At 58.8% G+C, this 20456-nt stretch carries 22 protein-coding genes; 17 read left to right on the forward strand and 5 right to left on the reverse strand.

Annotated elements, in window-relative coordinates; genetic code table 11:
- Positions 1–44: 44 nt before the first annotated feature.
- Complete coding sequence (gene mepK, locus CLV44_RS11840) at positions 45–635, forward strand: peptidoglycan L,D-endopeptidase MepK (RefSeq protein WP_106592328.1); 591 nt, start codon at positions 45–47, stop codon at positions 633–635.
- Here mepK and CLV44_RS11845 read toward each other — a convergent pair.
- The gene (locus tag CLV44_RS11845; protein WP_170069332.1) at positions 632–1441 is read right to left on the reverse strand and encodes a TlpA family protein disulfide reductase; all 810 of its coding nucleotides are present in this window, start codon (positions 1439–1441) and stop codon (positions 632–634) included. The genes mepK and CLV44_RS11845 overlap by 4 nt on opposite strands.
- 159 nt (positions 1442–1600) lie before the next feature.
- Between CLV44_RS11845 and CLV44_RS11850 the strand changes: the two genes are divergently transcribed.
- Positions 1601–2077, forward strand: a complete 477-nt coding sequence (locus CLV44_RS11850) for an LEA/WHy family protein (protein ID WP_106592330.1) — start codon at positions 1601–1603, stop codon at positions 2075–2077.
- A gap of 5 nt (positions 2078–2082) precedes the next feature.
- Here the strand turns inward: CLV44_RS11850 and CLV44_RS11855 are convergent, their stop codons facing one another.
- Together CLV44_RS11855 and CLV44_RS11860 are read right to left on the reverse strand one after the other, a co-directional pair.
- The gene (locus tag CLV44_RS11855) at positions 2083–2934 is read right to left on the reverse strand and encodes a ChaN family lipoprotein (protein WP_106592331.1); all 852 of its coding nucleotides are present in this window, start codon (positions 2932–2934) and stop codon (positions 2083–2085) included.
- A complete protein-coding gene (locus CLV44_RS11860) occupies positions 2931–3260 on the reverse strand; it encodes a hypothetical protein (protein ID WP_106592332.1) in 330 nt (109 codons plus the stop codon). The genes CLV44_RS11855 and CLV44_RS11860 overlap by 4 nt, the downstream gene beginning before the upstream one ends.
- A 165-nt stretch (positions 3261–3425) precedes the next feature.
- On the opposite strand from CLV44_RS11860, the gene parC reads away from it, so the two are divergent.
- Positions 3426–5675 carry a DNA topoisomerase IV subunit A gene (gene parC, locus CLV44_RS11865; RefSeq protein WP_106592333.1) on the forward strand — a complete coding sequence of 750 codons (2250 nt, stop codon included), beginning with the start codon at positions 3426–3428 and terminating at the stop codon, positions 5673–5675.
- A 23-nt stretch (positions 5676–5698) separates the two neighbouring features.
- On the opposite strand, the gene CLV44_RS11870 is transcribed toward parC, so the two are convergent.
- Positions 5699–7504 (reverse strand): hypothetical protein, encoded by a 1806-nt coding sequence (locus CLV44_RS11870; RefSeq protein ID WP_106592334.1) that lies wholly within the window; start codon positions 7502–7504, stop codon positions 5699–5701.
- 163 nt (positions 7505–7667) lie between these two features.
- Between CLV44_RS11870 and CLV44_RS11875 the strand changes: the two genes are divergently transcribed.
- The 14 genes from CLV44_RS11875 to CLV44_RS11940 all read left to right on the forward strand — a co-directional run bounded on the left by CLV44_RS11875 (position 7668) and on the right by CLV44_RS11940 (position 19979).
- Positions 7668–8924 (forward strand): glutamate-5-semialdehyde dehydrogenase, encoded by a 1257-nt coding sequence (locus CLV44_RS11875; protein ID WP_106592335.1) that lies wholly within the window; start codon positions 7668–7670, stop codon positions 8922–8924.
- Complete coding sequence (gene nadD / locus CLV44_RS11880) at positions 8921–9568, forward strand: nicotinate-nucleotide adenylyltransferase (protein ID WP_245912682.1); 648 nt, start codon at positions 8921–8923, stop codon at positions 9566–9568. The genes CLV44_RS11875 and nadD overlap by 4 nt, the downstream gene beginning before the upstream one ends.
- 18 nt (positions 9569–9586) lie before the next feature.
- On the forward strand, positions 9587–9928 hold the full coding sequence (gene rsfS, locus CLV44_RS11885) for a ribosome silencing factor (protein ID WP_106592336.1): 342 nt from the start codon (positions 9587–9589) through the stop codon (positions 9926–9928).
- Between the two features lie 10 nt (positions 9929–9938).
- Positions 9939–10406: a 23S rRNA (pseudouridine(1915)-N(3))-methyltransferase RlmH gene (gene rlmH, locus CLV44_RS11890; RefSeq protein ID WP_106592337.1), complete on the forward strand. Its 468-nt coding sequence runs from the start codon at positions 9939–9941 to the stop codon at positions 10404–10406.
- A gap of 9 nt (positions 10407–10415) precedes the next feature.
- Positions 10416–12305: a penicillin-binding protein 2 gene (gene mrdA / locus CLV44_RS11895; RefSeq protein WP_106592338.1), complete on the forward strand. Its 1890-nt coding sequence runs from the start codon at positions 10416–10418 to the stop codon at positions 12303–12305.
- Positions 12302–13444: a rod shape-determining protein RodA gene (gene rodA, locus CLV44_RS11900; protein WP_106592339.1), complete on the forward strand. Its 1143-nt coding sequence runs from the start codon at positions 12302–12304 to the stop codon at positions 13442–13444. Before mrdA ends, rodA begins: the two co-directional genes overlap by 4 nt.
- An 11-nt stretch (positions 13445–13455) precedes the next feature.
- Positions 13456–14463: a lytic murein transglycosylase B gene (mltB, locus tag CLV44_RS11905; protein ID WP_106592340.1), complete on the forward strand. Its 1008-nt coding sequence runs from the start codon at positions 13456–13458 to the stop codon at positions 14461–14463.
- A gap of 1 nt (position 14464) precedes the next feature.
- On the forward strand, positions 14465–15298 hold the full coding sequence (locus tag CLV44_RS11910) for a septal ring lytic transglycosylase RlpA family protein (protein ID WP_106592341.1): 834 nt from the start codon (positions 14465–14467) through the stop codon (positions 15296–15298).
- Between the two features lie 86 nt (positions 15299–15384).
- Positions 15385–16557: a D-alanyl-D-alanine carboxypeptidase family protein gene (locus tag CLV44_RS11915; RefSeq protein ID WP_106592342.1), complete on the forward strand. Its 1173-nt coding sequence runs from the start codon at positions 15385–15387 to the stop codon at positions 16555–16557.
- A 68-nt stretch (positions 16558–16625) separates the two neighbouring features.
- A complete protein-coding gene (locus CLV44_RS11920) occupies positions 16626–17489 on the forward strand; it encodes an aminotransferase class IV (protein WP_106592343.1) in 864 nt (287 codons plus the stop codon).
- Positions 17489–17764 carry a YbeD family protein gene (locus CLV44_RS11925; protein ID WP_106592344.1) on the forward strand — a complete coding sequence of 92 codons (276 nt, stop codon included), beginning with the start codon at positions 17489–17491 and terminating at the stop codon, positions 17762–17764. The genes CLV44_RS11920 and CLV44_RS11925 overlap by 1 nt, the downstream gene beginning before the upstream one ends.
- Complete coding sequence (gene lipB, locus CLV44_RS11930; protein WP_106592345.1) at positions 17764–18426, forward strand: lipoyl(octanoyl) transferase LipB; 663 nt, start codon at positions 17764–17766, stop codon at positions 18424–18426. The genes CLV44_RS11925 and lipB overlap by 1 nt, the downstream gene beginning before the upstream one ends.
- 1 nt (position 18427) lies before the next feature.
- Positions 18428–19405, forward strand: a complete 978-nt coding sequence (lipA, locus tag CLV44_RS11935; protein WP_106592346.1) for a lipoyl synthase — start codon at positions 18428–18430, stop codon at positions 19403–19405.
- Positions 19406–19523: 118 nt separating this feature from the next.
- The gene (locus CLV44_RS11940) at positions 19524–19979 is read left to right on the forward strand and encodes an OsmC family protein (RefSeq protein WP_106592347.1); all 456 of its coding nucleotides are present in this window, start codon (positions 19524–19526) and stop codon (positions 19977–19979) included.
- Between the two features lie 20 nt (positions 19980–19999).
- Here the strand turns inward: CLV44_RS11940 and dtd are convergent, their stop codons facing one another.
- Entirely contained in the window at positions 20000–20449 is a 450-nt protein-coding gene (gene dtd / locus CLV44_RS11945) for a D-aminoacyl-tRNA deacylase (RefSeq protein WP_106592348.1), read from the reverse strand.
- Positions 20450–20456 lie beyond the last annotated feature (7 nt).

The following is a 20456-nucleotide window of genomic DNA, read 5'->3' on the forward strand; positions in this document are numbered from 1 at the left end:
TATTGTTTGTATTTTGTACAGCTGTTGATCCGTAGAGGTTGTGAATGCTGCTGACTCCCCGTCGCCGTAAAAAATTGTCCACAAGTGAACCTTCCTGCCGCCAGCGTCGCCGCCTGTTGGGCAGTCTGGCCGGGTCTGCCGCGTTGCTGAACCTGCCGGTGGTGAATGCCAATATCCGCCCGCTGTTCGGCCGGGAGTTGAAGTTTGATCATCTGCATACCGGCGAGCAACTGCAGACAACCTATTGGGCCGACGGACAGTATGTGCATGCAAGCCTGGCCGATATCAATCACCTGCTGCGGGATTTTCGTACCGGTGAAGAGCACGTGATCGACCCTCGGCTGCTCGATCTGCTGCACCAGTTGCAGCAGGGTAGCGGCAACCCCAACCCCTTCCAGATCATCTCCGGCTATCGATCACCGAAAACCAACGCCCAGCTGCGTACGGCGAGTAATGGTGTGGCCAAGAAAAGCCTGCACATGCAGGGCAAGGCACTGGATATTCGCCTGCCGGGCACACCCTTGAAAGAACTGCACCGTCTGGCCTGTGATGCCAAGGTTGGAGGGGTGGGGCTCTATACCCGCTCCAACTTCGTGCATATCGATACCGGCGCCGTACGTTACTGGGGCAGTTAGTCCGGCTGAATGCTGGCCAGCCGATCCTTCAGGCTGGCCACCGACAGTTCGCCCAGATGGGAGTCCTGTAACTGGCCATCGATACCAATGAACAAGGTGGTAGGCAGCGCGCGTGCGCCGTAGTGTTCGCCGATCAGATTCTGCTGGTCAAGCAGCACATGCTCGAGTTCGACCCCAAGCGTGTCCAGAAAGGCCTCGACGGTGTAGCTGTCTTCACCCAGATTGGCGAACAGGAAATTGATCTCGGGGTAATCATGCTGAGCCTGTTCCAGCACCGGCATTTCGCGGACGCAGGGTGGACACCAGCTGGCCCAGACATTGAGCACCACCGGTTGGCCGGAAAAATCGCGCAGGTTGACCGTTTCGCCTGTCGGCGTCATCAGTGCCATATCCGGCAGCGTGCGGGTACTGCTCTGAATCTGTGCCAATGGTACGGCGGTACTGCCCCAGACAATGCCGCCGGTAATCAGGGCGATGCTTAATGAGCGCCGCAGATCGGGCTGGCGCCACAGATACAGCAGGGCGCAGAGTGCACCGGTGGCCAGGCCGCTGACCCACCAGAAACCGCCGTCGCGAATATCGATGATCTGCACCGGATCGGCCAGGTAGTCGGTGCTGAAGCGGGCGACAAAGCCCAGACGCGCGCCCAGGAGTCCCAGCAGAACAATGGTTAGCAGCGCCGGTTCAGGGTTGCGGCCGCCGCGACGGCTGCTGATCCAGCCGGCAAACAGGGCAACGGCAACTGCTATCAGAATCAGCAGATGGTCAACGGACAGGGCGAAAGGCCCCAGGGCCAGGGATTGCATGGTATGACTCCTTAAACTCATGGGCGCATGCTGGATGATACGCAGGGTAACCGGAACGGATCGAATCGGACAATTGACCGCGTCCGCGGCCATGGGTTCAGCTAAGCTTCATCGGTGGCCGCCTTCAATGGCCACTGTATCAACCATGAGGATCAGATAATGCGGGTGCGACTGTACGGAATATGCTGGCTGGCCATCGCCTTGTTGATTACCGGTTGTGCCAGTGTGCAGCCCGGTTACGAGCCGCCGACACTGGAGATCACCGGTGTCCGTTTCGACCCCTCCAGTCAGGGGGCGGTCCCTCAGTTTCTGATCGGCTTGCGTGTGATCAACCCCAACCGGCAGCCGTTGCACCTGAGCGGCATCAGTTACAACCTGTACCTGCAGGATCAGCGCGTGCTCAGTGGCGTGGCCCGTGATCTGCCGGTGGTACCCGGTTATGCCGATCAGGCGATCGAAGTCAGCGCCACCCCGGCGTTGTTCGGTGGTGTCCGGCTGTTGGCGGAACTGATGAACAACCCCCAGCTGAACGCGTTGGACTACCGTGTGGAAGCCAAGCTGGACAGTGGCGGCCTGCAGTGGCCGGTCAGAGTGCAGGAACAGGGGCAGCTACCTTTGGGGCCTGCTGCCCGCTAGGCGGGCTAGCCCTCGAATTCGGCGCAGTGATCCTGTCCCGGCAGTGCCCGAGTGAACAGCAGATAATCGGCGCTGTCACGTCCAGGCAGACCCGTCGGCAGGTAGTTCGCGGGGGCGGTATCATCGTTGACCGCGATCATCAGTACGCTGGTGGCCGGCAGTGCCAGCCAGCGGGGAATCCCCAGGTCACGACGGGCATGGATGGCGCCGGTCAGCATTACGCCCGTCCGTTGCACATCGGCATAATCGCTCAGGACGCGGGCCATCTGTTGATCCCGTGCCAATTGCACCTGGCGCATGCCGTCCAGCGATTGACGTGGCAACTGACCGCAGTGGCTGTCGAACAGCAGTTCAGCCATGAATTCGGTATGGTCGTGTTCCAGTTCGCCTTCCGGGGCACCGTGGCGGTAGGCCGCGCGTTGCTCGTCGCGGGTGAGATCAGCCGCCGCGACGGCCGTCGCATGATCCAGTGCGGTACTCACCACCTCGCCATACAGTGACCAGGGCCAGCCGGACTGCCATTGCAGTGCCTCGGGAGTAATGGTCTGGCCGTGTCCCAGAGCTTGATCTAGAGCGCCCTGTTGGCTGTGATCGGCCATTTCCAACGCCACCGCACCAAGCTGCTGGCGTGCCGCCAGAGCCAGAATCCACTCGGTCTGGATTTGATGATGCTGAGGATGATCATGCTGTTCGCCCAGCAACAGCCAACCGCCTGCCGGCAACTGCTCGAACAGTTGCTCAGGGCTCAGAAAGCGCGCATCGGCGATCGCCCAAAGGCGGCCTTCCAGCGGGTGTGGGGCCTGTGCCTGCAGCACACCGGCCCATGTTAACAGGCATAGCAGCAGGCCGTACTTCATGACTCCCCCCGGGCGGACTTTACATCCAGGTAATCGCGGGAAATCACGCTTTCCAACGCATTGACCGCGGCGACCAGTTCTTCGAAGGTTTCGCGGCTGCGTTTAAGGGTGGTGATCTGTTCAGGTGCGGGTCGCTGGTCGTCGCAACAACTGGCGATTTCCAGTAGTTGCTCAACATAGTCGGCCCGGGCGTGGGCGACCATGGTCAGCACCGGTTTCAAATCGGCCAGGTTGAGTTCGGGGATGCGCGGATTGATGATCTCGCGGTTGATGTCCCGACGATATCGGTCCAGTTCCAGCAGCAGGCGGTTATTGTCAGTCGACATGGCGAACCTCTCCGTGTTGGCGTTTCCCTTCATCCTATACGCAAATGCGGCAGGACGGGAGCTGTCGGGATGCGCTTTTGGTATCGAGCTGGCATACTCCCTGCCAAATGGCCGGTACCCCGTGTGGGGCCGCGCTGATGGCATCTCGTGTTCAAGGATCAGTTGATGAGTGTAGAGAGCACCTTTGACGGTGATACTGAAAAACTGTCACTGCGAGACTTTACCGAGAAGGCATATCTGGACTATTCCATGTATGTCATCCTCGACCGTGCCCTGCCGCATCTGGGCGACGGTATGAAGCCCGTACAGCGGCGCATTGTGTATGCGATGTCCGAGCTGGGGCTCAAGGCAACGGCAAAGTATAAGAAATCGGCGCGTACCGTGGGTGATGTGCTGGGCAAGTTCCACCCCCATGGTGACTCGGCCTGTTATGAAGCGATGGTGCTGATGGCGCAGTCGTTCAGTTACCGCTACCCGTTGATCGACGGCCAGGGCAACTGGGGGTCGCCGGATGATCCCAAATCCTTTGCCGCCATGCGGTACACCGAGTCACGGCTGGCACCCTATGCCGAGGTGCTGCTCAAGGAACTGGGGCAGGGCACGGCCAACTGGACGCCCAACTTTGACGGTACGCTGGATGAGCCGGAAGTGTTGCCGGCGCGGCTGCCCAATGTGCTGCTTAATGGCGGCACCGGTATAGCCGTGGGCATGGCGACGGATATTCCGCCGCACAATCTGCGTGAAGTGGCGGGGGCCTGCTGCCATCTGCTCGACCATCCGAGCGCGACCCTGGATGATATCTGCCGGATGATTCCGGGACCGGACATGCCCACCGAGGCGGAAATCATTACCCCGGCTGCCGACCTGAAACAGATCTACACCAGCGGCCGTGGCAGCTTCCGCATGCGTGCCCTGTGGACGCGTGAAGACGGCGAAATCGTGATTACGGCACTGCCGGCCCAGGTTTCCGGGGCCAAGGTGCTGGAACAGATCGCAGCCCAGATGCAGCAGAAAAAGCTGCCGATGGTCAGCGATCTGCGGGATGAGTCGGATCACGAAAACCCGACCCGCCTGGTGGTGATTCCCCGTTCCAATCGCATCGATTGCGAACAGTTGATGGCGCACCTGTTCGCTACCACGGATCTGGAGCGCAGTTACCGCGTCAACCTGAACATGATCGGCATCGATGGGCGGCCGCAGGTGAAGGATCTGCGCCAGATTCTGGTCGAGTGGCTGAGCTGGCGCACCGGTGTGGTCCGGCGTCGACTCGAGTTCCGCTTGCAGAAGGTCCGTGACCGCTTGCACCTGCTTGACGGCCTGATGGTGGCCTACCTCAACATTGATGAGGTGATCGCCATTATCCGCGAGGAGGAGAAGCCCAAGGATGAGCTGATGCAGCGTTTCGGACTCACGGGTGTACAGGCCGACGCGATTCTTGATCTCAAGCTGCGCCATCTGGCACGTCTGGAAGAGATGAAGATTCGTGGTGAACAGGATGAATTGGAAAAAGAGCGCAAAATGCTGGAGCGCATTCTGGGGTCTGACGCGCGTATGCGTACGCTGGTGCGGACCGAGATTGAAGCCGCTGCCGAGGAGTTTGGTGATGCCCGTCGTTCGCCGCTGACCGAGCGCAGCGAAGCGCGGGCATTCAGTGAAAAGGACTTGCTCAGTGCCGATCCGGTCACGGTGGTGCTGTCCAAACAGGGCTGGATCCGTGCTGCCAAGGGCCATGAGATCGATGCGGAAGGGTTGAGCTACAAATCGGGAGATGGTTTCAAACTGGCGTGTGCGGGGCGGATGAACCAGCCGACCCTGTTGCTGGATTCGACCGGGCGCAGCTATACACTGGATACCCACACCTTGCCGTCGGCGCGGGGGCAGGGTGAACCGGTGACCGGCCATATCAGTTTGCCCAAGGGAGCGATGGTGGATGCGCTGGTGTGTGGACAGGACAACGATGCGATTCTGCTTGCGTCGGATGCCGGCTACGGGTTCATGACCCGGATCGGGCAGCTCACCAGCAAGACCAAAAACGGCAAGGCGGTGCTGACCTTGCCGTCAGCGGCCCAGGTGCTGCCGCCGTTGCTGATTCCGAGCGCGGATGCGTTGCTGGCGGCAGTCAGCAGCGAAGGACGCCTGTTGGTGTTCCCGGCGGCAGAACTGCCGGAACTGACTCGGGGCAAGGGCAACAAGATGATCAACATTCCGTCGGCCAGGGCCGCTGCGCGGGAAGAACTGATGACGCAGGTGGCCGTACTGGCACCGGGAGACACGCTGGTGATCAATGCCGGTCGTCAGCACCTCAAGCTCAAGGGCGCAGAGCTGGAGCATTACCGGGGCGAGCGTGGCCGCCGAGGCAACAAGTTGCCGCGCGGGTATCAGCGTGTCGATAGTCTGGAGGTCATCAGCGACTGACCTGCGCTGACAGTACCGGCTGCTCAGGCACCGGTACTGTCGTTGTCGCGCTCACTGAGCTTGCCCAGCAGATGGTGCGCCTGCTTCTCCAGCAACGCCTGATAGGAATCGCTGATACTCAGAATCAGTACCTTGTCTTCATCCTCACGGCGGATATTCGCTGGCTGCAACAACATCTCTTTCAACAGGGTCGCCTCCGTCAGTGCCGTATGGCTGATCAGTTCATTGCTCTGGGTGGTGCGGGTCAGAAAGTGTGCTTCCTCCTGCATACAGTCGATGCGTTCGAGCGCGCCGCGTACCAGTGCCATGTGCAGATTCATGACCGGTTTGAAGGCGCGAATCTGTTGCTGGTTGTACTGCTTGTAGAGGTAGGTGAACAGCATGGCGCAGCACAGGGCGTTGATGCCGTGGCTGTCCTTGTCATCGCTATCGGTAAACAGAATACGCACATTGCCGTTTTTGAGCGTGCCCATGTCTCCGTTGTAGATACGCGCGGCCGAGTTGGCGAGGGTAAGGTAGTTGCGCAGCAGCTGGCCCCGTTCGTCGTCATCGACATTGTCGGAATGGGCACTGCGGGTGTCGATCAGCAGCAGATAGCCCGCTTCATCCGGGGTGATTTCCAGCGCCTGCTCGAAACGGTAGAGCTCGGGCTGTTTCTCGTCCGTGCGCTGTAACGGGTTGGGATGACGGGGAGAGTCCTGAGGGCTGGCCGTCACCTGCTCATCCAGCGCAAAGTCATCCTCCTTGATCTGATCGAAATCAGGTACCAGAGCATCGGCACTGCTGTCGTCAAGCGGCTCCGCAGCGGCACGCGGGGTGAAATGCGGCATGCGTTCGGCATCGGCGGCCGGTTTCAGCAGCGATACCAGCTCGCCGGTATCCAGAGTCGGCTCGGTGCGGGCTGCGCCGGTTGAGGACGCGTGGGACTGTCGAGCCGCGTCAGTATCAATATCGAGGTCAAATGCGGGATCAGGAATCGGTGCCGAGACTGGCTTCTCTTCGGCGTGCCATTGCGGCGGCTGCGCGGGTGTTGGCTCGCGCTTTGGCTGGGGCTCGGGTTCCGGCTCCGGCTCATCCAGCCAGGGGTCGAAAACGCGGGCAGCGGGCGGCGGCGGGGTTGTTGCTGCGTTGGTATCCCGCGCGCCTGTGGCAGCCGTTTGTTGAGGGGCAGCAGGCTCTGTCGGTACCGGAGAGGAGGTTGCTGGTGCTGCAACCGTGGCCGGATCAAAATGGAAATCGGGGATGCGATCACTGTCGAGGGGCATCTCGATGGCCGCCTGAATATCGGCAAAGCTTGCTTGTGGTGGTGAACGCAGGGTGGCCGTGCGGCGCAGGCTGAGGGCTACCAGAGTGGCGCTGATGAGCAGACAGAGTCCCAGCAGCAGTGCGGTCTCCATCAGCTGTGCCTGCAGCGGTGCGCGGAACGGGGTCGGATTACTCCAGACGGTCAGATGGCCGATCGGGACTTCACCCTGGACCAGTTCCAGTGTCTGCGTACGGCCGTGCTGTTCGCCCGCGAGGGCGATCAGGGTTTTGTCGGGTGCGGTCAGTCGCAATCCATTGATCAGGGGCTGGCTGGTCAGTTCGTTGAGCAGATAATTAAGGCTGATACGGTCGTCGGACAACACCAGTGGCTGAATCAGGATTGCGCTGCTGCGGCCGAATATGCGACTGACGTCTGCGGCTTGCTCCGTGGCACGGGTTTGCAATCGCAGGTACTCGAATACACCACTGAGCAACAGGCTCAACAGCAGTATCAGTGCGATTGACAGCAGGGTGCGCAGAGACAGGGTATGCGCAGATTGTGAGGTGTTGGCTGTCGGCTCCATCGAGGCTCCACATCTGAAGCGGGCAGATGTACTAAGTGAATGTCGGTTGCTCGCGGTGCCGGTTATGGGCACGGCGTTGCCGTATTATGCATGGATCACAAAGACCTTTGATCCAGGTTAAGGTTATACTGTACCGCTAAAATCATCGAGCCGGATAGATGAGATGAACATAGAAGCCTATATGACTACATTGGGGGAGCGCGCGCGCGCCGCTTCCCGTTTGATGGCGCGTGCCGACAGCGCCAGTAAAAACACCGCACTGGCCGCCATGGCGGATGCCATTGATGCCAGCCGTGCAGTGCTGGCCGAGGCCAATGACAAGGATATGCAGCACGGCCGTGAAAAGGGTCTGGATGCTGCCATGCTGGACCGTCTGGAACTGACCCCGGCCCGTATCGACGGCATGATCGAGGGCTTGCGTCAGGTGGTGGCACTGCCTGACCCGATCGGCGGTATCCGTGACATGAACTACCGTCCGTCCGGCATTCAGGTCGGCAAGATGCGGGTGCCGTTGGGCGTGATCGGCATCATCTATGAATCACGTCCCAACGTGACCTGTGAAGCGGCCAGCCTGTGTCTGAAGTCTGGTAACGCGGCTATTTTGCGCGGCGGGTCAGAAGCGATCCATTCGAACCAGGCGATTGCGGCCTGCATCCGTCAGGGGCTTGAAGCAGCCGGTTTGCCGCAGGAAGCGGTGCAGGTCGTCGAAACCACTGATCGTGAAGCCGTGGGCCGACTGATCGCCATGCCGGAATATGTGGACGTGATCGTGCCGCGCGGCGGCAAGGGTTTGATCGAACGGATCTCGGCCGACGCACGGGTGCCGGTGATCAAGCATCTGGATGGTATCTGCCATGTCTATATTGCGGCCGAGGCCGACAAGACCAAGGCATTGAACATCGCGATTAATGCCAAAACGCACCGCTATGGCACCTGCAACACCATGGAAACGCTGTTGGTGGATCAGGTGGTGGCTGCAGAACTGCTGCCGGAGCTGGCGGAACATTATGCCCAGCTGGGCGTTGAACTGCGTGGCTGTGAACAGACGTTGGCACTGTTGCCGGATATCTCCGCCGCCACGGCTGAAGACTGGGATACCGAATACCTGGCCCCGATTCTGGCGGTGAAAATCGTGGCCGACATGGCTGCGGCGATCGCGCACATCAATCGTCATGGTTCGCACCATACGGATGCGATCATCACCGAGAACTATACCCAGGCACGGGCGTTCCTGCGGGAAGTGGATTCCAGCTCGGTGATGGTCAATGCGTCGACCCGTTTTGCCGATGGCTTTGAGTATGGTCTGGGTGCCGAAATCGGCATCTCGACCGACAAGATTCACGCCCGAGGTCCGGTTGGGCTGGAAGGTCTGACCTCCGAAAAGTACGTGGTACTGGGCGACGGTCAGGTTCGCGTGTGAGGCAGCCGCTGGTGTTCATGGGCGGTACGTTTGACCCGATTCATAATGGTCATCTGCGTACGGCACTGGAACTCAAGCAATGGCTCGGGGTCGATCAGGTATGTCTGATCCCGTCCGGCGCGCCGGTACACCGTGATGAACCGGGCTGCACACCCGATGAACGGTTGGAAATGGTGCGCCTGGCGGTGCAGGATGAACCGGCACTGAGCGTGGATGCTCGTGAAATCGAGTCGGATACGCCCTCATACTCGTTGTTGACGCTGCAGGCTCTGCGCCGTGAGCGTGGTCCCGAGTGTCCGATTATCATGACGATGGGGATGGATGCCTATCAGGCCTTGCCGAGCTGGTACCGGTGGCAGTCCTTGCTGGACTATGCCCACATTCTGGTATTGGCACGGCCCGGTTACGACGGCCGGGAAGCCGGGGCTGAACTACAGGCTTTTACCCGGCAGCATCAGGCGGCAGCCATTGACGAACTGCTGACCACCGCGGCCGGTAAGGTCTATATTCAGGAACTGACTCCGCTGGGTATTTCGGCGACACAGATCCGCCATCAGATCACCCAGGGGTTGTCCCCGCGTTATCTGTTGCCGGAACCGGTATGGCACTATATTCAGCAACACAAACTTTATGCTCACAATTAACAAAGGTACAACGCTGTAATGGAGATCGATCAACTGCGTGAGCTGGTGCGTACTGCACTGGACGACATGAAAGCACGTGATATCACTGAACTGGATGTACGTGGCAAATCCAGCGTCACCGATTACATGGTGATCGCTAGCGGCACGTCCAAGCGTCATGTGATGTCAGTGGCGCAGGACCTGTTGGAAAAGGTCAAGGCGGCGGGTCTGCTGCCAATCGGTACTGAAGGTGCCGGTGTCGGTGACTGGGTACTGGTTGACCTGGGTGAAATCATTGTCCATGTGATGATGCCGGATGCCCGTGACTTCTACGACCTGGAACGCCTGTGGCGCTTCGATACCGATGATGCTGCGGAGTAAGCACTGAACCATGCGTATCCGTTTGCTGGCGGTGGGCAACCGCATGCCGGACTGGGTCGAGGCGGGCTACCATGAGTATGCCCGTCGTCTGCCGTCCGATTTTCAGCTTGAACTGATCGAGCTTGCTCCGGGACATCGGGGCAAGAACGCTGATCTGGTGCGGGCGATCCGCAGCGAAGGCGATGCCATGCTGGCGGCTATCGGCAAGGGTGATCAGGTGGTGGCACTGGACGTCAAGGGCCGCCCCTGGTCAACCGAACAGCTGGCCGGGCATGCTGAACAGTGGCGCATGAATGGTCGCAACATCAGCCTTCTGGTTGGTGGCCCGGACGGTCTTGATCCGCGTTGTCTGGCGCTGGCCGAGCAGAAATGGTCGCTGTCGGCGTTGACTCTGCCGCACCCGCTGGTGCGGGTCGTATTGGCTGAACAGCTCTATCGCGCCTGGAGTATTCTCCAGGGCCACCCCTACCACAAGTAATCCTGTCGCATGGCACCTTTCGAACGCTTAAAGGACTACTCCCGAGAAAGCATTACCTTCACCAACCGTGCAGCGATCGCATTTACGTTCGTGGTGCTGTTGATGCTGGTGTTGATCGGGCGTATCTATTACCTGCAGGTGATCGAGCATGACCGCTATGCGGCGATTTCGGAGCAAAACCGGGTGCAGCTGCAGCCGGTAGCACCGCGCCGTGGGCTGATCTATGACCGCAACGGCGTGCTGTTGGCGGACAACCGGCCCAACTTCAGCCTGACGCTGCTGAAGGAAGAGATCGGTGATCTGGATACGACCCTGGCCGAGTTGGGGCAGTTGGTTGAGCTGAACGCACGCGACATCGAACGCTTCCGCAAACGGCTGCAGCAGCGCCGCCGTCCGTATGAAACGGTACCGCTGCGCTTTGGCCTGAGTGAAGATGAAATCGCACGGGTATCGCTCAACTACCACCGTCTGCCCGGCATTCAGGTGGAAGCCGATCTGGTGCGCTATTATCCGCACGGTGCCTCACTGGTACATGCGCTGGGATATGTCGGCCGGATCAATGAGCGCGAGCTGACCCAGGTGGATGACAAAAACTACGCCGCCACCCACTATATCGGCAAGCTCGGCATCGAAAAATTCTATGAAGGTGTGCTCCATGGCCAGGTTGGTTTCCAGAAAGTTGAAACCAATGCCCGTGGCCGTATTCTGCGCGTCCTGGAGCGTCAGGACCCGGTCCCCGGCGTGGATCTGCAGCTGAGCCTGGACCTGCGCCTGCAGCAGTTTGCGGAAACGCTGCTGGTGGGGCGGCGTGCGGCGATGGTGGCAATCGAGCCTGAAAGTGGCGAGATTCTGGCACTGGTGAGTACCCCCAGTTATGACCCCAATCTGTTTGTGACCGGTATCTCCAGCAAGGATTACAACGCCTTGCGTGACTCACCGGACCTGCCGCTGTTCAACCGCTCGTTGCGTGGCAGCTACCCTCCTGCGTCAACCATCAAACCGGTGATTGCGCTGGCGGGCCTTGAAACCGGCGCCATTACGGCGGAAGACCGGGTCTGGGATCCGGGTTTCTATCAGATCACCCAGAATGGCCGTCGCTACCGTGACTGGAAACGCTGGGGCCATGGTTGGGTCAACCTTGATGATGCGTTGGCCGAATCCTGTGATGTCTGGTTCTATGAGGTTGGGCACAAGATGGGGGTCGACCCCATGTCGGCAATGCTGGGCAAGTTCGGGGTTGGTGAGGATACCAGCCTGGACCTGCCCGAGGCTCTGACCAACTTTCTGCCTTCACGGGAGTGGAAGGAAGGTAGCCGACGCCTGCCCTGGTACCCGGGTGATTCGATCAATATGAGTATCGGCCAAGGATTTCTGGTGATGACACCGTTGCAAATGGCCACTACCACGGCGGTCATTGCCAATCGTGGGCGCTGGGTGCAGCCGCGCATGCTGCAGGGCGTGCTGGCAGAGCCGGGCGGCGAACCTCAGCCCTATGCGCCGATGCTGAACCGCAAGGAAAAACCGGCGGATGTGGTACTCAAGCAGCCGGCACACTGGGATCAGGTGATTGATGGCATGGTGTCGGTGATGCATGGCACCAAAGGAACCGCGCGCCGGGTGGGTGCCAGCGCGTCGTACCGGATTGCCGGCAAAACCGGTACCGCTCAGGTGGTCGGGATCGCGCAGGATGCCGTGTATGATGCCGAATCGCTGGCCGAGCGCCACCGTGATCATGCGTTGTTTGTCGCCTTTGCTCCGGTTGAAGCACCCAAAATTGCCGTTGCCTTGGTGGTTGAGAATGGCGGCGGCGGTTCATCCACGGCAGCGCCTATCGCCCGTGAGGTGATGGACGCCTGGCTGACGGGTGACTTCATTAACGACCTGGAGGGCAAGCTGTGAGCCATCGCGATTTCCAGCGCACCATGCCCGGCAGTAATTTGCACTTGCAGCGGCCAGCCGGAATCTGGCGCTATACCCATCTTGATGGCTGGCTGTTGCTGCTGCTGTTGATGCTCTGCGGCTTCGGATTGTTCGTGTTGTACAGTGCCTCCGGGCAGGATATGGACTACGTGCAGCGCCAGGCGATACGGATGGGCGCGGGCTTTGTCGGTTTGATCTTTCTGGCCCAGTTCAAGCCGCGTACCTTTCAGCGCCTGGCCCCCTGGGGCTATCTGTTCGGCGTGGGGCTGCTGGTGGGCGTGCTGTTGTTCGGGGTAGGTGCCAAGGGTGCACAGCGCTGGCTCGAATTGCCGGGTTTCCGTTTTCAGCCATCCGAAATCATGAAGCTGGTATTGCCAGTGATGGTTGCGGCCTGGCTGACTCGGCAGCAGCTGCCCCCGACTTTCCGTCATCTGCTCAGCACCCTGGTGCTGGTGGCCGTACCCACGGCATTGATTATGAAACAGCCTGACCTGGGCACCTCGCTGTTAATCGCAGCGTCAGGTGTATTTGTTATTCTGCTGTCGGGGGTGTACTGGCGCTGGATCTTCATTGCGCTTGGATTGATGGGGGCGGCATTGCCGGCCCTGTGGGCCATCATGAAAGACTATCAGCGCCAGCGTGTGTTGACCTTTCTGGACCCGGAAAGCGATCCGCTGGGGTCGGGCTGGAACATCATCCAGTCGAAGACGGCGATCGGCTCCGGTGGTCTGCCCGGCAAGGGCTGGCTGCAGGGCACCCAGTCACAGCTGGATTTTCTGCCCGAGTCGCATACCGATTTCATCATTGCGGTGATCGGTGAAGAGTTGGGCATGACCGGTGTCCTGATTCTGTTGGCGATATACCTGATGATTATTGCCCGCGGTTTGATCATCGCGGTACAGGCACAGGACAGTTTTTCCCGTCTACTGGCGGGCAGTATTACCCTGACATTTTTTGTTTATGTGTTCGTCAATATCGGCATGGTCACCGGCTTGTTGCCGGTGGTGGGGGTTCCATTGCCGATGGTGAGTTATGGCGGCACCTCGATAGTAACCCTGATGGCCGGTTTCGGTGTGCTGATGTCGATCAGAACCCACCGGCAGATGCTGACACGATGATGGAGAGAGGAATGCGCAAGACACTGGGACGTTTACTGCTGGCGAGTACGATGCTGTCGGCAACAGGCACCGCAGGAGCGGCAAGTGGCTACGCGGACCATGCGCTGGCAGATGAGGTCGTGACCCAGCTGGTGGCCGAAGGGTTCGAGGCGGATGAGGTTCGTGCCGTGCTGGCCAAGGCCAAGCGTCAGGAGTCTATTCTGGAAGCGATCTCGCGTCCGGCCGAACGCCGTCTGACCTGGGGTGAGTACCGCAAGATCTTTGTCGAGCAGCCCCGTATTACCCAGGGCGTCGCGTTCTGGAATAAGCATGAAGCAACACTCAAGCGGGCCGAAGAAACCTATGGTGTGCCGGCTGAAATCATCGTGTCGATCATCGGTGTTGAAACCCGTTACGGACGCATCATGGGCCGTTACCGTGTGCTCGATGCGCTGGCGACCCTCGGTTTCGATTATCCGAAACGGGCCGATTTTTTCCGTGGTCAGCTGGTGCAGTTCATGCAGATGACCCGTGAAGAGCAGCTGGATCCGACACAGCCGATCGGTTCCTACGCTGGAGCCATGGGATATGGCCAGTTTATTCCTTCGAGCTTCCGTGACTTTGCCGTGGACTTCGACGGTGACGGCAAACGTGATATCTGGACAAATGAAGTGGATGCCATCGGCAGTGTGGCCAACTACTTCAAGCAGCATGGTTGGAAAGCCGGTGAGCCGGTGCGCTCCAACGTGGTGATGAACAAGGAAGCAGACCCGAGCTGGTTCAACGCCGGTCTCAAGCCGGAAGTGACCCTGGCCGAGTGGGCTGATCGCGGCATTGCTACCAACAGGGAACTGGACCTGCAGCAGACGGCGACGTTGATGGAACTGACCATGGATGACGGTGAACATTACTGGTTCGGCCTACACAACTTTTATGTCATTACCCGCTACAACCACAGCCGCCTCTATGCGATGGCGGTGTATGAGCTGAGCCAGGCGATCAAGGACGCACGCCAGCCGGACAGCACCCAGGAGCCTTGATATGAAACACTGGCTGATAGTGGGCCTAGGCGCTGTCTTGCTGCTCGGAGGCTGTGCCTCCAAGGATGACAATGCCGGTCGTTACAGCATTAAGCAGGATCGTGGTCCGGACCAGGCGATCGACCTGTCGCGGGTGCCGGATGCGGTGCCCCGCGCCGAACCGCCAAGTCGCTGGGGCAACAAGAATCCCTACACGGTATTGGGCAAGCGCTATACCGTGTTGCCCAGTGCCGAGGGCTATCGCCAGCGCGGTATCGCGTCGTGGTATGGCAAGAAATTTCATGGCCATACTACCTCCAATGGCGAGGTGTACGACATGTATCAGATGAGTGCCGCGCATAAATCGCTGCCGCTGCCGAGCTACGTGCGCGTGACCAATCTGGACAACGGCCGTCAGGTGGTGGTCCGGGTTAACGACCGGGGTCCCTTCCATGACGACCGTTTGATCGACCTGTCCTATGCCGCCGCCTACCGGTTGGGGGTGTTGCAGCAAGGGACTGCCCGCGTCGAAGTGGAAGCGATCAGCCCCGGCGCGTCGGCTCCGGTGTTGGCACAGGCCAGCGGCCTCAGTGGCGTACCGGCGGAGCAGGCCGCGATTAACGGGCGCACGCTGCAGGTTGTGGCGTTGAGCAATGCCGATAACGCCGAGGCCGTTGCACTCAAACTGCGTGGCCTGCTTGATGAACCGGTGCAGGTACAAAGCGGCGAACGTGATGGCCGCCTGCTCCATCGGGTACGGCTGGGGCCGCTCAGTGGCAGTCACACATTGAACTGGCTGCTGCAACAGCTGTCCCAAGCAGGATACCCGGGGGCGCATCTGGTGGACTTGCCCTGACACGGCGGGTAGAGTTGAATATTTACGTGTGGGGTCGCGCAGGCGGCAACACCTTCACCCATTATTAACGATGTAACTGACTCACTATGGCGCAACGACTCACATACTCGACCGCACTCATGTATCTCACCCTGCTGCTGGCATTGCTGCTGGCCGGTACCGTACAGGCGGCCTCCGCACTGATTCCGGCTCCGCCGCAGGTATCGGCTCGTTCCTATCTGGTGATGGACACCGATACCGGTCACATCATTGCCGCCGATCGCGAGAACGAACGCTTTGCGCCGGCCAGCCTGACCAAAATGATGACCAGCTACATCGTTGAATACGAGATCAGCAAAGGCAACATTGCCGAAGATGATCTGGTGTTGATCAGCGAAGAAGCCTGGCGTACCGGTGGTTCCCGCATGTTTATTCAGGAAGGCACCCAGGTAAAGGTGGGTGACCTGTTGCGTGGCGTGATTATCCAGTCCGGTAATGATGCATCTGTTGCTTTGGCCGAGCACATTGCCGGCAGTGAACGTGCCTTTGCTGATCTGATGAATCAGCATGCCCGCCTGCTGGACATGAACGACACCCATTTCGTCAATGCCACCGGTCTGCCGGCCGAAGATCACTACTCGTCCGCTATCGATCTGGCCAAATTGGCCAAGGCACTGATCACCAAGTTCCCCGAGCACTATGCGATCTACTCGCAGAAGTACTTTACTTACAACAATATCCGCCAGCCCAACCGTAACAAGCTGCTGTGGCGTGATGACAGTGTGGATGGCATCAAGACCGGTCATACCGATGATGCCGGTTTCTGCCTGGTGGCATCCGCCAAGCGTGATGACATGCGTTTGATCTCGGTGGTGATGGGCACTGATAGTGAAGATGCCCGTGCCCGTGAAAGCCAGAAACTGCTCTCCTACGGCTTCCGCTATTACCGTACCCATCAGCTGTATACGGCAGGTCAGGTGTTGGAGGACAGCAAGGTTTGGGCCGGTAGCCGGGATCAGATTCGTCTGGGCCTGACGGAAGACCTGGCAGTCACCGTGCCACGCGGCAAGACCGATCAGCTGGAAGCGAATATCGAGCTGGACAAGGTTATCAAGGCACCGATTGAACAGGGTCAGGAATTGGGCAAGGTACGCGTCAGCATTGATGGCGAAACCGTGACCACCGTACCGCTGGTCGCATTGGAAGCGGTAGCGGAAGGTGGTTTGTTCAAGCGTATCTGGCACGCAATCGTGCTGTTTTTCCTTGGCCTGATCAACTAAAAAACAGGCACAAACCTTGAATCCGGTTTATGCTGCCCACATCTTCAGGATGTGGGCAGTTGCATTATATGAACAGCGAAATCGTCTATCTCAACGGTCAGTTTCTACCCGCCGATCAGGCGCGGATCTCCGTGTTCGACCGCGGGTTTCTGTTTGCCGATAGCGTCTATGAAGTGATTCCCTATTATCAGGGGATCGGTTTTCGCCTGCAGCAGCACCTGGATCGTTTGGCATATAGCCTGCGGGCGGTCCGCATTCAGGCAGAAGCGGACTGGGTCGGCATACTGGATGAGCTGGTGCAGCGTAATGGTGGCGGCAACCTGTCGGTCTATCTGCAAATCAGCCGTGGCAGCGCCGGGTACCGCACCCATACCTATGACGACAGCATGCAGCCGACCCTGTTTGCCTGCACGTCGCCCATTCGCGATATCTATGAAGACGGTGCCGAGCAGGTCAAAGGCTATAATGTAATTGTTACGGCAGATCTGCGCTGGCGACGCTGTGATATCAAGTCCACCGGTCTGTTGCCCAATATTCTGGTGCTGCAGCAGGCGCGTGAAGCCGGAGCCGATGAGGCATTGCTGGTACGTGACGGGCTGCTCAGTGAGGGTACATCGAGCAACCTGTTTCTGGTGCGCCAGGGTGTGATCTATACCCCCAAGCGCAGCTCAGAGATTCTGGGTGGCACTACCCGCGAGCTGATTCTGGAGTTGGCGGCCGAGGCCGGCATCCCTTATCAGGAAGTGGATCTGCAACCCGAAGAGCTGGACCATGCCGACGAGGTGTGGGTGTCCAGTTCGACCCGTGGCGTAATGCCTGTTTTAAGTATAGATGGCGTACCTGTTGCCGATGGTCTTAAAGGCCCCTTGTGGCAGCGGATGTTCGCTCTGTTTACCCGTTTTCAACACCGGCTGATGACCGGAGAGGCATAATGAGTACTGAACCTGAAGCACCGAAAATCGAATTTCCGCATCCCAACTATCCGATCAAGGTGATCGGCGACAACCTGGCCGATTTCAAGGGAATGGTGATCGAGATTGTGCAGGTTCATGCACCGGATCTGGATATCGAGCAGATCACCATACAAGCCAGTGGCAAAGGCAATTACAGTGCCGTGCGGCTGAAAATCACCGCGACCAGTGAGCAGCAACTGATCAATTTGCATGAAGATCTCAAGGCCACCGGGCGTGTGAAGATGGTGCTCTGATGACGGTCGCTGATGAGCTGATCATCCGCGAATTGCAGGGCTTGCAGCCCTATGAGCCGACTTGGCAGGCGATGCAGGCCCTGACCGCCAATCGTGATGCTGACACTGTCGACGAGATCTGGCTGCTGCAGCATGAGCGGGTGTTCACTCAGGGTCAGGCCGGCAAGACCGAGCACCTGCTCAGCCCCGGTGATATCCCTGTTGTGCAGGTGGATCGTGGCGGGCAGGTGACCTATCACGGTCCCGGCCAGCTGATTGTGTATTTGATGCTGGACCTGCGTCGGCGCAAGCTGGGCGTGCGTGAACTGGTTGATATTATTGAACAATCGATCGTCGAACTGCTGGCTGATTACGGTATCAATGCCTATCCCAAAGCGGATGCACCGGGTGTGTACGTCAACGAACAGAAAATCTGTTCGCTGGGACTGCGCATTCGTCGCGGCTGTTCCTTTCACGGACTGGCGCTGAATCTGGATATGGATCTGGAACCTTTTCTGCGCATCAATCCCTGCGGCTATGCCGGTTTGCAGATGACTCAATTGCGCACGTTAGCGGCGCAGGCTGAACTGGACGCGGTCCCCAATAACCTAGTAAATTACTTGGTTAAGAAGTTGGGGTATACTGTTCTCACTCGCACACACACACACTGGAAGACTGATTAGTATGGCTGAATCCTCCGAAAACAAGGCCGGCCGGGTCGAGCAGGGCGTCAAACTGCGCGGTGCCGACAAGGTCGCCCGCATCCCGGTCAAGGTAATTCCGACGGAAAAGGACGAAATGCTGCGCAAGCCTGACTGGCTACGTGTGCGCATGGGTTCCAATGCGGAAGTGAAGCGGATCAAGGATAAGCTGCGTAAACACAAGCTGGCGTCGGTCTGTGAAGAAGCGAGCTGCCCTAACCTGGGTGAGTGCTTCAGCCACGGTACGGCCACGTTCATGATCATGGGCGATATCTGTACCCGCCGTTGTCCATTCTGTGATGTGGCCCATGGCCGCCCCAATGCGCTGTCAGTGGATGAGCCGCGTGAGCTGGCAGAAGCGATTGCCGATATGGGGCTCAAGTATGTGGTTATCACCTCGGTGGATCGTGACGACCTGCGTGACGGCGGTGCCCAGCATTTTGCCGACTGCATTCGTGAAACTCGTGAGCGCCTGCCGAGTATTCAGATCGAAACACTGGTACCCGATTTCCGTGGACGTATGGATGTAGCACTGGACATACTGGAACAGACGCCGCCCGACGTGTTCAATCACAATCTTGAAACCGTGCCGCGTCTGTACCGCAAGGTGCGTCCGGGTGCCGACTACCAGTGGTCACTTGACCTGCTCAAGCGGTACAAGGCACTGCGTCCTGAAGTCCGCACCAAGTCGGGTCTGATGGTCGGCTGTGGTGAAACCAATGACGAGATCATCGAAGTGATGCGCGACCTGCGGGCTCATGATGTCGACATGATCACCATTGGTCAGTACCTGCAGCCGAGCCGAAACCATCTGGCGCTGGAGCGCTACGTGACCCCGGCCGAGTTTGCCGAGTTTGAGCGTATTGCCAAGGAGATCGGTTTTACCCATGTGGCCAGCGGCCCGTTGGTACGCTCTTCCTACCATGCGGATCTGCAGGCTAAGGGTGAAAAGGTAGGTTGATACCGTCATCCTTGATCCAGATCGAAAAAAGCGCCTGAGGGCGCTTTGTTTGTGATTGCACCGATGTGAGTAACTTAATATATTAGATATATCTTATTTATTATGTTGAGGAATCACGATGAGTGCCAACAAGCGTGTGGCCGTTAATGCCGAGATGAATGACGGGTTTCTGGTCAGTGCCGATATCCGGGGTCACCACATGAGTATCGACCAGCCGGAAGCGGCGCGGGGCAGTGATCAGGGGCCGACGCCGCTGGAATATTTTCTGTTCTCACTGGGTGGCTGCATCTGCACCATCGGCCGTATCGCCGCCATGCAGCAGAAGCTTGATCTACGCAGCATGAAGGTTAGCGTCGAAGGGGATTACAACCCGGCAGGCCTGCTGGGCAAGCCTTGTGATGACCGCACCGGCTTCCAGCAGATCCAGGTATCGGCCGAGATTGATGCCGATATGACGGATGAGGAAAAACAGGTATTTCTTGATGCTGTCTGCGAGCGTTGCCCGTTGCATGACAACATTCGCCTGGAAACGCGTGTTACCCACCAGCTGGCGGCACCGAGTTGCAGCGCCTGATCAACTGCTGGGTATTGGGTTCAGCGCACGGGCGGCACTTCCAACAGGAAAGTGACCGGCCCGTCGTTGAGCAGCTCCACTTTCATGTCGGCTCCAAAACGGCCGGTCTCGACGCTGCTGTGGATAAGGTTGGCGCGGTCAACAAAGTAGTTGTACAGGCGTTCACCCTCTGCAGGGGTGGCACCGGATGAAAAACCGGGTCTCAGTCCCTTGCGGGTATCCGCCACCAGGGTGAACTGGGAAACCACCAGCAAACCGCCACCGGTATCGGTCAAACTCAGGTTCATCTTGCCGTCGTCATCGGCAAAAATTCGGTAGTTCAGCACTTTCTGCAGCAGCTTGTCGGCGCAGGCTTCGTCATCACCCTTTTCGACCCCCAGCAACAGCAGGATACCGCCCTTGATCTGTCCGGTTACCTCTCCGTTCACGGTTACACTGGCGTGGCTGACACGCTGAATAAGCCCCTTCACGTTAACT

Origin of the sequence: Marinobacterium halophilum (genome assembly GCF_003014615.1) — a bacterium.
Classification (GTDB): domain Bacteria; phylum Pseudomonadota; class Gammaproteobacteria; order Pseudomonadales; family Balneatricaceae; genus Marinobacterium; species Marinobacterium halophilum.

Excerpts from the sequence above, each read along its gene's own strand:
- mepK (WP_106592328.1), top strand. The coding sequence starts at position 45 with ATGCTGCTGACTCCCCGTCGCCGTAAAAAATTGTCCACAAGTGAACCT.
- CLV44_RS11845 (WP_170069332.1), bottom strand. The coding sequence starts at position 1,441 with ATGCAATCCCTGGCCCTGGGGCCTTTCGCCCTGTCCGTTGACCATCTG.
- CLV44_RS11850 (WP_106592330.1), top strand. The coding sequence starts at position 1,601 with ATGCGGGTGCGACTGTACGGAATATGCTGGCTGGCCATCGCCTTGTTG.
- CLV44_RS11855 (WP_106592331.1), bottom strand. The coding sequence starts at position 2,934 with ATGAAGTACGGCCTGCTGCTATGCCTGTTAACATGGGCCGGTGTGCTG.
- CLV44_RS11860 (WP_106592332.1), bottom strand. The coding sequence starts at position 3,260 with ATGTCGACTGACAATAACCGCCTGCTGCTGGAACTGGACCGATATCGT.
- parC (WP_106592333.1), top strand. The coding sequence starts at position 3,426 with ATGAGTGTAGAGAGCACCTTTGACGGTGATACTGAAAAACTGTCACTG.
- CLV44_RS11870 (WP_106592334.1), bottom strand. The coding sequence starts at position 7,504 with ATGGAGCCGACAGCCAACACCTCACAATCTGCGCATACCCTGTCTCTG.
- CLV44_RS11875 (WP_106592335.1), top strand. The coding sequence starts at position 7,668 with ATGAACATAGAAGCCTATATGACTACATTGGGGGAGCGCGCGCGCGCC.
- rsfS (WP_106592336.1), top strand. The coding sequence starts at position 9,587 with ATGGAGATCGATCAACTGCGTGAGCTGGTGCGTACTGCACTGGACGAC.
- rlmH (WP_106592337.1), top strand. The coding sequence starts at position 9,939 with ATGCGTATCCGTTTGCTGGCGGTGGGCAACCGCATGCCGGACTGGGTC.
- mrdA (WP_106592338.1), top strand. The coding sequence starts at position 10,416 with ATGGCACCTTTCGAACGCTTAAAGGACTACTCCCGAGAAAGCATTACC.
- mltB (WP_106592340.1), top strand. The coding sequence starts at position 13,456 with ATGCGCAAGACACTGGGACGTTTACTGCTGGCGAGTACGATGCTGTCG.
- CLV44_RS11910 (WP_106592341.1), top strand. The coding sequence starts at position 14,465 with ATGAAACACTGGCTGATAGTGGGCCTAGGCGCTGTCTTGCTGCTCGGA.
- CLV44_RS11915 (WP_106592342.1), top strand. The coding sequence starts at position 15,385 with ATGGCGCAACGACTCACATACTCGACCGCACTCATGTATCTCACCCTG.
- CLV44_RS11920 (WP_106592343.1), top strand. The coding sequence starts at position 16,626 with ATGAACAGCGAAATCGTCTATCTCAACGGTCAGTTTCTACCCGCCGAT.
- CLV44_RS11925 (WP_106592344.1), top strand. The coding sequence starts at position 17,489 with ATGAGTACTGAACCTGAAGCACCGAAAATCGAATTTCCGCATCCCAAC.
- lipB (WP_106592345.1), top strand. The coding sequence starts at position 17,764 with ATGACGGTCGCTGATGAGCTGATCATCCGCGAATTGCAGGGCTTGCAG.
- lipA (WP_106592346.1), top strand. The coding sequence starts at position 18,428 with ATGGCTGAATCCTCCGAAAACAAGGCCGGCCGGGTCGAGCAGGGCGTC.
- CLV44_RS11940 (WP_106592347.1), top strand. The coding sequence starts at position 19,524 with ATGAGTGCCAACAAGCGTGTGGCCGTTAATGCCGAGATGAATGACGGG.